The organism is Corynebacterium sp. HMSC22B11, from assembly GCF_001815965.1.
Classification (GTDB): domain Bacteria; phylum Actinomycetota; class Actinomycetes; order Mycobacteriales; family Mycobacteriaceae; genus Corynebacterium.
Genome location: NZ_KV823473.1, coordinates 1 through 11647, shown reverse-complemented (window position 1 = coordinate 11647; position 11647 = coordinate 1). Strand labels below are relative to the sequence as shown.

General features: G+C 64.4%; 15 protein-coding genes and 1 pseudogene. 11 read left to right on the top strand and 5 right to left on the bottom strand.

Annotation, left to right across the window (positions count from 1 at the left end):
* Positions 1-34 precede the first annotated feature (34 nt).
* The 5 genes from HMPREF3088_RS01360 to HMPREF3088_RS01345 all read left to right on the top strand — a co-directional run bounded on the left by HMPREF3088_RS01360 (position 35) and on the right by HMPREF3088_RS01345 (position 3274).
* A complete protein-coding gene (locus tag HMPREF3088_RS01360; protein ID WP_141759415.1) occupies positions 35-343 on the top strand; it encodes a hypothetical protein in 309 nt (102 codons plus the stop codon).
* 18 nt (positions 344-361) lie between these two features.
* Entirely contained in the window at positions 362-673 is a 312-nt protein-coding gene (locus HMPREF3088_RS01355; protein WP_070757865.1) for a hypothetical protein, read from the top strand.
* Positions 674-737: 64 nt separating this feature from the next.
* A complete protein-coding gene (locus HMPREF3088_RS10310; protein ID WP_141759414.1) occupies positions 738-959 on the top strand; it encodes a hypothetical protein in 222 nt (73 codons plus the stop codon).
* 293 nt (positions 960-1252) lie between these two features.
* Entirely contained in the window at positions 1253-2134 is an 882-nt protein-coding gene (locus tag HMPREF3088_RS01350) for a chymotrypsin family serine protease (RefSeq protein ID WP_070757863.1), read from the top strand.
* Between the two features lie 240 nt (positions 2135-2374).
* A complete protein-coding gene (locus HMPREF3088_RS01345; protein WP_246817981.1) occupies positions 2375-3274 on the top strand; it encodes a cutinase family protein in 900 nt (299 codons plus the stop codon).
* A 189-nt stretch (positions 3275-3463) separates the two neighbouring features.
* On the opposite strand, the gene HMPREF3088_RS01340 is transcribed toward HMPREF3088_RS01345, so the two are convergent.
* The 4 genes from HMPREF3088_RS01340 to HMPREF3088_RS01325 form a co-directional block, all read right to left on the bottom strand.
* Positions 3464-4222, bottom strand: a complete 759-nt coding sequence (locus HMPREF3088_RS01340) for a decaprenylphospho-beta-D-erythro-pentofuranosid-2-ulose 2-reductase (RefSeq protein ID WP_070757859.1) — start codon at positions 4220-4222, stop codon at positions 3464-3466.
* Positions 4223-4254: 32 nt separating this feature from the next.
* Positions 4255-5670, bottom strand: a complete 1416-nt coding sequence (locus HMPREF3088_RS01335; protein WP_070757857.1) for a decaprenylphosphoryl-beta-D-ribose oxidase — start codon at positions 5668-5670, stop codon at positions 4255-4257.
* A gap of 233 nt (positions 5671-5903) precedes the next feature.
* Positions 5904-6278 carry a phage holin family protein gene (locus HMPREF3088_RS01330; RefSeq protein ID WP_070757855.1) on the bottom strand — a complete coding sequence of 125 codons (375 nt, stop codon included), beginning with the start codon at positions 6276-6278 and terminating at the stop codon, positions 5904-5906.
* Between the two features lie 30 nt (positions 6279-6308).
* A complete protein-coding gene (locus tag HMPREF3088_RS01325) occupies positions 6309-6614 on the bottom strand; it encodes a hypothetical protein (RefSeq protein ID WP_210398566.1) in 306 nt (101 codons plus the stop codon).
* A 116-nt stretch (positions 6615-6730) separates the two neighbouring features.
* On the opposite strand from HMPREF3088_RS01325, the gene HMPREF3088_RS01320 reads away from it, so the two are divergent.
* The 4 genes from HMPREF3088_RS01320 to HMPREF3088_RS01305 all read left to right on the top strand — a co-directional run bounded on the left by HMPREF3088_RS01320 (position 6731) and on the right by HMPREF3088_RS01305 (position 9808).
* Positions 6731-7417, top strand: coding sequence for a hypothetical protein (locus tag HMPREF3088_RS01320; RefSeq protein ID WP_070757962.1), 687 nt, complete (start codon positions 6731-6733; stop codon positions 7415-7417).
* Positions 7418-7486: 69 nt separating this feature from the next.
* On the top strand, positions 7487-8329 hold the full coding sequence (locus HMPREF3088_RS01315) for a hypothetical protein (RefSeq protein ID WP_246817980.1): 843 nt from the start codon (positions 7487-7489) through the stop codon (positions 8327-8329).
* A gap of 277 nt (positions 8330-8606) precedes the next feature.
* Positions 8607-9263, top strand: coding sequence for a GtrA family protein (locus tag HMPREF3088_RS01310; protein WP_070757851.1), 657 nt, complete (start codon positions 8607-8609; stop codon positions 9261-9263).
* A complete protein-coding gene (locus HMPREF3088_RS01305; protein WP_083317294.1) occupies positions 9260-9808 on the top strand; it encodes a GtrA family protein in 549 nt (182 codons plus the stop codon). The genes HMPREF3088_RS01310 and HMPREF3088_RS01305 overlap by 4 nt, the downstream gene beginning before the upstream one ends.
* An 80-nt stretch (positions 9809-9888) precedes the next feature.
* On the opposite strand, the gene HMPREF3088_RS10455 is transcribed toward HMPREF3088_RS01305, so the two are convergent.
* The gene (locus HMPREF3088_RS10455) at positions 9889-10539 is read right to left on the bottom strand and encodes a Crp/Fnr family transcriptional regulator (RefSeq protein WP_070757849.1); all 651 of its coding nucleotides are present in this window, start codon (positions 10537-10539) and stop codon (positions 9889-9891) included.
* 274 nt (positions 10540-10813) lie between these two features.
* Here HMPREF3088_RS10455 and HMPREF3088_RS01295 point away from each other — a divergent pair, with 274 nt between their 5' ends.
* Together HMPREF3088_RS01295 and HMPREF3088_RS01290 are read left to right on the top strand one after the other, a co-directional pair.
* Complete coding sequence (locus HMPREF3088_RS01295) at positions 10814-11047, top strand: heavy-metal-associated domain-containing protein (protein WP_070757847.1); 234 nt, start codon at positions 10814-10816, stop codon at positions 11045-11047.
* Between the two features lie 157 nt (positions 11048-11204).
* Positions 11205-11647 (top strand): annotated as a pseudogene (locus HMPREF3088_RS01290) (cation-transporting P-type ATPase); the annotation flags it as partial.

The following is an 11647-nucleotide window of genomic DNA, read 5'->3' as shown; positions in this document are numbered from 1 at the left end:
GGAGGCAGGGGGACTAATGAGTTTCTGGAGTATCGTGACTCTCGCCGTGCTCGGCTGGGTGGCTCTCCGCTCTTATCGAGGGCGCGGGCCGATCTCGGGGACGATCACGGCTGTTTTTAGCTGCATCGGGGTGGTGATCCTGGTCAACGCTGCGGTGTTTTTGGGGATCATCGGCAGGGAGACCGTGAGAACCTACGACGAAAAGACAAAGGGCACCCTTGGAGAGAAGGTGGAGGAGGCGCACCGGCCGTATTTTGAGGAATTGCAGCGCCGTGACCCGCAAGCACCTCGGTTCACGGAGGAAGAGATAGCGAAGATGCCCGGGCGGAACGCCCATTTCTAACAGAGGAGATGAAGGACGATGATTCAGTTAGGGACGATTATTGCCGCGCGCAGCGAGATGGGACTGCCCACAGATGACGAGACGCTGGCTGAGGAGCGCGACAGGCTTGAGAATCTCCTTTCAGAACGGATCGAGGTGATTGAGTCGGAGCTATGGGAGCGCCACAAGCGAGACACGGGCGCGACGTACATGGACGAACACTTCCTCCTAGACTCCGGTAATCGCGCCCGCGTCCAGGCAACCGAAGAAATCCTGGAAGAGGAGATCAACGCGCCCCTACGCGACTACTACGAGCAGAACCCCGAGCTGAGGGAGTGCGATGATTACTAGCTAGCGTTAATCCGGCGCAGGGTGGGGCTGCCATAGCCCTCGCGCACGCGCTGCCTGCGCGCTATTGTCGGTTTTGTCGGGCAAATCTCCCGGCTCCGCGCTCGCTGGCGCGCGGGAGCTCAAGAGAAAAATCGACTGGAGGGCAACAATGGGGATCATCGATAGCCTGCAGGCCTGGGCTGGGGAGCATGAAACATTCATCTTCATTCTCTTCATGCTGCCGTTCGCCATCGGATTGAGCTTCCTGTTTGAGGGCGGAGACGGCGGCGATTACGGCGGGGATTAGCTCCGTTGTCAGCATCGTCGGCGCACTCGACGCGCCGGGCGAAAAAGGAATGCTCCAGCTCAGGTGAATCTTTACCGCGCGACAACGGAACTATGCCGCGCTCGTGGCCTATCTTTGGCCTATCTGACTGCGCGTCACTCGCGTCCCACCGAGGCCTAACGCCCCGGCGTAAGCTGTGGCTGTGCATATGAGTTGCACAATATCTATTGCAATTTTCCTGATAAAAAGTAAAGTGAAGGCTTCTATCCAACTGCGCTACTCGACCCGGGACAGCGCAGCACAGCCACAAGGGGATGACATTGAAGAATGCGGTGAAGCGCCTCGCAACAGCAGCGGCCACCATCCTGGCCGCCACCAGCCTCACGCTGGGCACCGGCCAGCCCATCGCTGCGGCGGCCAGCAGCGGATCCAGCGGTTCCAGTGGCTCGAGTGGCTCCAGCGATTCCAGCGGCAGCTCCCTGGGTAGTTCCCTCGGCAGCTCAGAGGCTCGGCTCGACGGGATGAGCTTCAACCAGTCCCGCATCATCCGTGGTGGCGCCAGCTTCTGGGTCCAGCGCGCCGATGGCTCCGTCAACCCCTGCACGGTGACCAACGTGGTCCGCAAGGGCAACGTCAACTACGCCGTCACCGCAGGTCACTGCATTTCCGGCCATGTCACCCAGATCCGCCACAAGGGTCAGGTCATCGCGGACGCCGCCGACGTCCGAGCCGGCTGGCACATCGTCCAGGGCAACAAGCGCCCCGGTGGGCACTTCATCAACGACTTCGGCTACTTCCGCCTCAAGCCGTACGTCAAGGTGCAGTACAACGTTGTCCACCTGGACCGGGTTCACCCAGTCCACCAGCCAGCCAGTGCTGCGACCCGCGCCATCCATCGCCGTGCAGTGAGCGCACCCTTCGGCGCCCCGCTGCGTGTCCACCAGGGCATGATCGGGCGCATCGCCTGCAAGGAAGGCAACACCACCGGCCTGACCTGCGGCCCCATCGTCCGCGTGAACGAAAAGACCCAGGACGTCTCCGGGCTCATCCCGTCCCGCCCAGGCGACTCCGGTTCGCCGCTCTACCTCCTGGGCCGCGACGGGAAGCGCCACCTTATCGGCCAGCTCGCCGGTGGAACCCACTACGCCTACAAGTCCTACGACGGCTACGTCCACAACCTCGCGCGCATCAAGTAACGCCGCGAGCAGGGACGTCGTCGGCGCCGTCGTCAGCCACGACGTCGCGATGACGGACGCCCTCCCCAGGGACGTCGCCCCTCACGGTCCCCGCCCCTCTACCGGCAGCTGAAGACAAGCCAGCCGGTCAGAGGGGCGTATCATGCCCAGCGGCCTCGAGTAACCAAAATACTCATAATGTATTAAGTTTTACTTGTAGATATCCGGGCATAGTTACCAAAGGACGCAACAACCGTGGGGATGAAGAAGTTCGCAGCAAAGCTGGCCGCCGCCGCACTGACCGGAGTGCTCGCACTCGGCGGGGCAGCCACCATCGGGGGCGGGGCGAATAACGGCCTGCTGGCCAGCGCGGATGCCGCCCCAGTCGGCTCCGGCTTCGCCTTCACCCCAACCGCGCAGGGCGCCTGCACCAGCACCATGGTGGTCGCCATCCCCGGCGGCGGCAACACCGTCGACGGTGTGCCAGACTCCGTCCCGCACGGTTTCCTCGTCGGGCAGGTAGCCAACCAGCTCAGCGGACACGGCATCGCCCAGCGCACCGTCAGCTACCGATCAACCCCCTTCTTCACCCTGAGCTACGACCAGTCCATGCGCCAGGGCTACGCGAAGGCCCGCCAGCTCATCGCCCAGACCGCCGCGCACTGCCCGAATGCGAAGTTCGCGCTCGTCGGATTCTCCGAAGGCTCGGACATCGCCTCCCACATCATCGCGGACATCAACGCAGGTCGCGGCCCGATCCCGGCCAAGCGTTTCGCCACCGCCGCGCTGATCGCCAACCCGCACAACGGGCCAGAGAGCAAGCACAAGGGCGGCACGCTGCGCGACGGTGAGGGCATCCTCGGCGCCATGCGCGGCTACGGCAAGCTCGGCGACCGGGTGCTCGACATCTGCAACATCGACGACTTCGTCTGCAACCGCTACGCCGCCACCCCGGGCACCCGCGCGATCGCCAAGAACGTGCTCCACGCCTCCGCGGCCAACGGCTTCGCCGGCCTGAACCCGATGCAGGTCGTCGGCGAAGCCCCGCGCATCGCGATGGGTACCCGCCAGCACACGAAGACCTACCAGTTCATCAGCCCGATCCCGCACGCCGTCGGCCATGTCCTCGCCCACCGCGACCTTCCGAAAGCCGAGGACTAGGACGTCCAGCCGGGGCGCTGTCTGCGCCAAGGTCACGGCCTAGTGTCGTGTTGTTGGTGACCACGGCCTAGCGTCGAGCTTCCGGTGGCCCCGGCGCAGGCCGTCACCGTAGCTAGGAAACACAAACGGGCCAGCACGCTTACCGTGCTGGCCCGTTTCGCTCTCCGCGGAGCTCCTACGCCAATCCCGTTAGATCGGCAGCTTCCGCAGCACCCACATCGGCAGGTGCTTCAGCACCAGCATGATCGGGCGGAACAGGGGGTGGACCCAGACGATCGTCTTCTTATCGTCCACCGCCTTCGCGATCGCCTTCGCCGCGTCGGTCTTATCGACGGTCAGCGGGGCGTCGTCCAAATCCTTCGTCATATTCGTGCGGACCTGGCCCGGACGGACGGTCAGCACGCGTACACCAGTGCCACGCAGCGCCTCGCCGAGCAGGCGGTAGAAGCCATCCGTGCCGGCCTTCGTGGAGCCGTACACGAAGTTCGACCGGCGCACCATCTCACCCGCGACGGTGGAGAAGGCGACGATCTGGCCGTGGCCCTGCTCCTTCATCTTCTGGCCCAGCAGCACACCGACGGACACCGCGCCGGTGAAGTTCACCTGGGCTGCCTGCACGGCGAGCTTCTGGTCCTGCCACTGCTTCTCGTTATCGCCCAGGATGCCGAACGCGACGATCGCGATATCGATATCGCCAGCGGCAAAGGCCTTGTCGATCACCGCCGGGTGGGAATCGAAATCCACCGCATCAAACGCCAGGGTCTCCACCTCAGACGCACCGGCGGCCTGGCAGCGGCGGGTGGCGTCGTCCAAGCTCTCGCCCTCGCGGGCAGCGAGCACCACGCGCGCCGGGCCACGGGAGAGGAACTCCTCCACCACGGCCAGGCCCATGTCGGACGCACCGCCGAGCAGCAGGATGGACTGTGGCTTTCCAACAGCATCAATCATGAAATAACTCCTTTAAAAAGGCTCGTCGGTGTTTAGTGCAGCTCGAGGCGGCGGGACATATCGGAGGCGAACACTCCGGTCGGGTCGATGTCGCGGCGGGTCTTCAGCCAGCCCTCCATGCCTGGGTACATCTTGTGGAAGTTCTCCGCAGAAGTGCGGGACTCCTTCGCCAGGTACAGGCGGCCGCCGAACTCCATGACGCGGCGATCCAGGTCATCCAGGAACGCACCCAGGCCCGGGCGGATCGGGAAGTCCACGCACACGTTCCAGCCCTTCATCGGGTAGCTCAGCGGCGCGCGGTTGCCCTCACCGAAGAGCTTGAAGACGTTCAGCGCGGAGTAGTGGCCGGACGCCTGGATGTCGCGGATGATCTGCTTAAACGGCTCCACAGCCTCCGTCGGGACGACGAACTGGTACTGCAGGAAGCCCTTGGAACCGTAGCCGCGGTTCCACTCACCGATGAGGTCCAGCGGCTGGTAGAACTGCGTGAGGTTCTGGATCTGGTTCCGCGCAGGCGAACCCATCATGTAGTAGGCCTCGCCGATCGCCATGAGGGAGAGCTTGTTCATCGTCCAGGACGGGAAGATGTCCGGCACGGTCATCAGCTGCGGGGCATTGAACTTCAGCGGGTCCTTCGCCAGCTTCGGGGCGAACTCCTTCAGCTGGTCCAGCGTGGCCAGGGAACCCCGGGAGATGGTGGAGCGGCCGAGCTTCTTGCCGCCGGAGATCGCGTCGAACCAGGCGGAAGAGTACGTGTAGTTGTGCTCCGAACCGTCGGAGTGGAACTCGATAGTCTCGTCCAGCGTGTTCGTGCGGTCGGTGTCCGCGATGAAGTAGGCGGTCTCCGTGCGCGTCATCTCGATGCGGGCGCGCAGGATGATGCCGGTCAGGCCCATGCCACCGACGGTGGCCCAGAACAGCTCACCCTTCGGGTCATCCGGGGTGCCCTCCGGCTCCAGGTGCAGGACACGGCCGTCGGCGACGAGCAGCTCCATGGACAGGACGTGGTTGCCGAAGGAACCCGCGGAGTGGTGGTTCTTGCCGTGAATGTCCGGCCCGATTGCGCCGCCGATGGTGACCTGGCGGGTGCCCGGCAGGACGGGGACCCACAGGCCGTAGGGCAGGGCGGCCTTCATCAGCTGGTCGAGCGTCACCCCGGCGTCAACGTCCACGATCGCCGTGTCCGGGTCGATGTCGTGGATCTTGTTGAGCTCCTGCATATCGATGACGAGACCGCCGGCGTTGTTGGTCGGGTCGCCGTAGCTGCGGCCCATGCCGCGGGCGATGACGCCGCGCTTCAGGTGACTGGGCTTATCCGCGTTATCGTCCGCGACCTGAGCCACGGCCTTCGCGATGGTCTCCACATCTGGCGTGGACAGCACCTCTGCCGTGGTGGCCTGAGTGCGGCCCCAACCGGTCAGGGTCTTTGTAGTTGTATGGATGCTCATGGGTTTCAAGCGTAGCGCCGTAGCCTGCGAATAGCCTGCTAAAACAGTCGGTTCGCTAGTACAAATCCTTGATGTCGCGTATCTCACTACAACGCGCGGATAGCGCGCGGGTGGGTGGGTTCACGCGCCGGGGGATGCGCGGGGCCGCGCCTGGTCGCACCAAGGGTGAGATGACGGGAGAGGTGGCGCGCCGGATGGGGTGCGAGTTGTCCCCGTGAGAGCCGCGGGCGAGGTTAGAGGGCGGAGCGCAGGCCAATCGCCTTGAGCGTGCCCTCCACGATCCAGGTGGCGATGGCCATGAAGATCGCGCCGAAGAACGCCGCCCAGAAGCCACTGACCACCAGGCCGTTGCCGATGCCGTTGGAGATCCAGCCGACCAGCGAGAACAGCAGCGCGTTCACGATCAACGAGAACAACCCCAGCGTGAGGATCCGCAGCGGCAGGCTCAGCAGTCGCACGACCGGGGCGATGAAGGCGTTGACAAACATGAACACCAGCGCGGCCCAAATGAAGGCGCCCACGCCGCCCATCACGGAAACGCCAGGAATAACCAGGGTGACCAGCCACAGCGCGACGGCCGTGGCCACAACGTCGAGTGCAAAACGCATAAGAATCCTTCGTTCTTCAATTCTTGTGTTCTAGTACAGGTCCATGATCTTCCGGATCTCCTCCGGGAGCTCCTCGACGCTGGTGATCTCCGGCCCGTCGTAGTCGCGCAGGATGTCGCGCACCCGCTGGCGGCTCACCGAGTCCATGATCGGCAGCTCCTGGGCCATCATTCGCGTCATCCACGAGTTCAACGGCAGCTGCGTGCGCTCCGCGGCCTCATAAGTTGTTTCCTCCCCGACGCCGCCGACCCGCAGCGGTGGTTCCTTCTGCTCTTTCGGCTGCTTACTGACGATAGTGGAGAGGCCTGTGCTGATTTTTTCGAAGAGTCCTGCCATGCCTAGGGATTCTAGCCGGGGCTGCGGACATGCCTCGCTAGCTGCTGAGGACATGCCCCACCAGCTGCTGCGGTCCATCCAAGGGGGTGTCTGCCTGCCGGGGTAAAATGCTGAGCATGAAGAAACCACCACTCGCGTTTGAAGCTCTGGCCGCTGCCGCAGGAACGGCTGCGTTCTATGGAATCAAGGACTTCCTGCCCGCCGGCCGGCGTCGTGGCTGGCTCCGGGGTGCGGCCCTGGTCGCCGGGATCGCCCCCTATGTGGTGCGTTCCACCGTCGAAACAATGGAATTCGCGAAGGAGGAGTTCTCGCAGGCGAGCAGGCAGACCGCCGAGTTGCGCAAGCTTCTCGACGACGCCCGCGCCCGCCAGCAGGGGTTTGTACCGCAGGACGGTGACGTCGCCGACCTGGCTGCGGGGGAGGACGTCGCCGTCGACGGGGACGCCTTCAACGACGACGTCCTTCCCGACGGTGCGGTCGATGACGGTGCCGTTGGTGGCGGTGCGGTTGACGAGGACGGGGAGGGCGCAGAGGAGATCTGGCCGCCGAACGATCCGAAGTGGTGGGACCGGGTATTCAGCCTGCCGCCTTATGCGGTGCTGCCTGGGGCGGCGGCGGTGCTCGTGCTTGCCGTGACGGTGGGGGTGCGCATCGATCGCGCGATCCAGCGGGCTGGCGTGAAGGCGCTGGAATCGCGGGGTGTGGAGTACCCCAATGCCGCGTGGGGCGTGATCTCCGGGGTGATTGGTGCACTCGCGGTGGTGGCAGACCGGAAGACCCAGGAACGGGCGGTACGCGGTTAGTCGCCGGGTGAGGTGACTGGTGCTGCGCGGTTGAGTCTGTGTGCGGGCGGGGCGTGTCTGGGGCGAGCCTTGACCCGCAAGAACGGTGTGGTTGAGCCGGCGGCCGGGCGGGGCGTGTCTGGGGCGGTCGCTAAGATCGAGGCCATGAGCCCAGCCAGCGAAGCACAGAACCCCAGCGCCGAGGTCCCTGGCGCTAAAAATTCCGGTGCCGAAGTGTCCGGTGCCGAGACCGCGAGTACCGAGAGCTCGAGCGCCGTGGCGTTGACGCCCACCCCGACTCTCGCGGTGGTGCCTTCCGATCGGCCGGAGGATACGCCCGGCCCGATCACGTACTACCCGCCGGTGCTCGTCGCCTGCCGGGTGGGGGAGACGACCGCGATCTGGCAGGTCGAGACCGATCCGGAGCTGACGCGCGGCGACTTCTCCGGTGCCTGGCTGCTGGACCCCGACGGGGTGAAGGGCTTCGCGGGGGAGGCCGAATGGATTGAGGGGCGCGAGGACCCCGCCGCGATGGCGCGGCTGCTGCTCGTGCACCCGGTCTTCCTCACTGAGGACTCGGAGGGGGACATCACCTACGGCGGGCTGGCGGAAGGCGAGCTCCACCTCGTGGACGTCGCTGCCAGCCAGGAAGCGGCCGAGGCCGCGGTTGCTGCCGCGAAGGCCGAGTTCGAGGAAGCCAATGGCAAGAAGTCCACGGGCTGGGGAGAGGTCCGACCCATCGAACCGGTGGAGGGACACCCGCCACAGGGCCTGGACGAGGACGCGGAAAAGGCCGTGACCAGCGTGCTCGCGTTGGCGCGCGGGGTGCGGACCTGGAACCGCGACTGGGCTGCCTTCGAGGCCGTGCGCAAGCGCCGGCTGAAGAACGAGCCCGACCAGCCCCGCTGGGTGCCGATCCGCCTGCAGGGTTAACCGCGGGTGGTGGTCGGCCAGGACTGCGGGCGCTGGTCGACGAGGACTCCGGGAGCAGGGCCGGGCTCCGCCGGGCCCCGCCGGCAGGCGCGCGCGGTGGGGCCGCGCGGTTGTGAACCGTGACATGACCGCGGAGCTGTTGGGGGCGGCGTCGTAAAAAATAGGCATGCGGTCTTCACAACGGGGCGCCTGGCCAGTATCGGAGTGGCCAATCTAACGCCCGAGCAGGCGGCGAGGGAATAACAATCAGGCAGGAAACCCGCGTAATCTAACCTGCGTGCCAGAGACTCCCAACGACCACAATCAGCCGCAGCCGCGCACCGCTGCGAAGCCCACGCCCGAGGGGCGTTTGGCTCGCTCCAAGGCGATCGCGCGGCAGTTTCTGCGCTTCGGCCTCGTTGGCGCCAGCGGCTTCGTGGTCAACCAGGTGGTCTTCGTGCTGTCGAAGAAGATCTTCGACCAGGGCTTTGGCATCGACGACCTCGAGGTGCTCTTCCAGCTGCTGAACACGCAGTGGAACGTGCGCTGGTACCACCTGTTTTCGGTGCTGGCTTTCCTTGTCGCGAACGTGTGGAACTTCGTGCTCAACCGCTACTGGACCTTCAAGGGGCACCACAAGCAGCCCTGGTGGATCCAGTTGCCGCAGTTCATGGCGGTGGGCGTTTTTGGGCTGCTGATTACGTTGGCGGTGTCCACGCTGGTGGTGCACACGAACTCGCCGATCGGGCTGCCAGAGCACATTTTCGATAACTCCACCGGCCTGCGCACCCGCTCCTACTGGGGTAACTTCATCGGCGTGATCGTGGCGGTTCCCGCGAACTTCCTCTTCAACAAACTCTGGACGTTCCGCAACAAGGGGCCGAAGGGGTCGAGTGATTCGGAAGGCCAAGCCGCCGACGTCGTCCCGAAGATCGAAACCGAGGAGCCCAAGTGACCAGCAAGCGCCCAGAACAGCCCGTGACCAGCGACGCGCGCGGTGCGGGCGGAGCGGCGAACGGCTCGGCGGGGGCCGGGGCGTCGGCAAACAGCGAGGCGGGCGCTGAGGCTGGGGCGGGCGACGTCGTCGTGAAGGACAATATCGGCCTGAACCAGCAGATCTTCCGCTTCATCCTGACCGGCGGGCTGTCCGCGATCGTGGATCTCGGCTCGACGCTATTCCTGCGCTTTGTCGTTGGGATGACTGATAGCGGCTCGAAGGCTATTGGCTTCGTCCTGGGGACTCTCACGGCGTACATGATTAACCGGCGCTGGACGTTCAACGCCGCGCCATCGACCAAGCGCTTCGTGATCACGATGGCCACCTATGCGCTGACCTTTGTGGTGCAGGTCGGCCTGTATAAACCGTTGTTAATCCCTCTGCTGGAGAGCCACACGACTTTTTCGCCTCTGGTCGTGCGCCTAATCTCCTTCGTGATCGCGCAGGGGACCGCCACGGTGTTGAACTTCCTGATCCAGCGCTTCGTAATCTTCCGCAACTAGCGGGGGTGCGAGCTGGCTCGTTCCCGTCTCCGTGGTGGACTCTTTGTTAGGACGCCGACCTGCGCGACCAAACCCAGCCATTACTTTTCTGGCAGGGGCTTGAGTAGTTCAATCCGCTGTCGCCCCGGGGCTACAACCCCGGCCTTGATCAGCGTGGACATCTCCCTCGAGGTGGACTCCAGTGTGGTGCCCGCAATCCCCGCGATGTCTTCCCGTCGGATAGGAGCCTCGAGGATCCGGCCGCCGTCGCTTAGGCTCCGCCCGAACTTCCCGTCCAGGTAGTCCAGCGTCTCCAGCACCCGGCTGCGCACCCGAGCCGTGGCATTGTGCACTTTACGGGTCTGCGCCTCCTGCAGCGTGCGTTGCTGCAGGTGCAGCATCGCCGCCCCAACCTGCGGATGTGCGCCCACCATGCGTGTCAGCTTCTCTGCCGGCAAGAACAAGCAGCACACGGTCGTGGTCGCCCACGCCGTCACGGTGGCCTGCACCTCGCCTGGCATCATCGCGCCCAGCACGTCGCCCTCTCCGCACAGATCCACGGTCAGCTCGTGGCCCTGATCCGTGGCTTGGGTCAGCCGCACCACCCCGGACATCACCATATATAGCCCCCGTAGGGGCTCACCCTGCGTGTACAGTGGCTCGCCTTCGGCCCACGCGTGGGCGACCACCTGAGAATCGAATGCCGTACGCCCAGCGGCGTCCAAACTACTGGTGAGAGGGGAGTGCTGCATCACGCGATCCCGCAACTCGGGTGGGCAGACGTGTGGCTCAGAGCAGTGTGAAGGCATGCTCCCGATCCTAACCCGCAAGCCCGCGTTTGCCCCGGTCGAGCACCAATTCCGCTCAACTTGATCTGCGTCAAGGAAGCCCGTGGCAAGGCCCCATAACTTGAGAGTTGGAGCAAGGAAACAACAGCAACCACCAGGAAGCATCCAGGCAATCAAGCCCCTTGCACAGCCCCACGAACGGGGAAACAAACCACACACGAGGGAAAAGGAGACCCCAATGTCCAACGCAAACCTGAAGAACATCGTCCTCCGCTCCGACGAATTCTCTTGCCCGAGCTGCGTCAACAAGATCGAGACAAAACTCAACGGCATGTCCGGTGTGGACAGCGCCGAGGTGAAGTTCAGTTCCGGCCGAATCATCATCGATTACGACGCCGACGCGTTGAGCGTCAAGGACCTCGTCGGTGCCGTCGCGGACGTTGGTTATAACGCCAAGCCGAGCGCTTACTAAGCGCCGGATAGCCAACAGCCAGCATGACCGTAAAGAGGCAGATGTGAGCAAGAAAAACACCCCTGACACAGCGAAAACCGCTGTGAAAAACTGGGGACCAGTGGTGGCATCGGGCATCGCCATCGCCATCAGCTGGATCACCGGCATCGAGTGGATCATGCTGGTTGCTGCCGTCATCGCGGGCTACCGCATCGCCATTAGCGCGGTGCAGGCCCTGCGCGTGAAGCTGATCAGCATCGACCTGCTCGTCGTGACCGCCGCCGTGGGCGCGGTCTTCATCGACAACTATTGGGAATCAGCCGCCGTCACCTTCCTCTTCGCCCTGGGTAAGGCGCTCGAGACAGCAACCCTAAGAAAGACCCGCAAGGCCCTCAGCGATCTTGTGGATCAAGCACCCATGACCGCCCGCGTGCTCCGCGAGGGCCCCAATGGGCCCAGCGAAGAAATCGTGGAGCTGTGGGAACTTGAGCCCGGGGACGTCGTCATCGTCAAAAACGGCGAGCAAGTGCCGGTCGACGGCGCCATCGTCCACGGCGTCGGCGGGCTGGACGAGGCCATGATCACGGGGGCTCTGTTGCAAAGATTGGCGGCAGTCAGAGG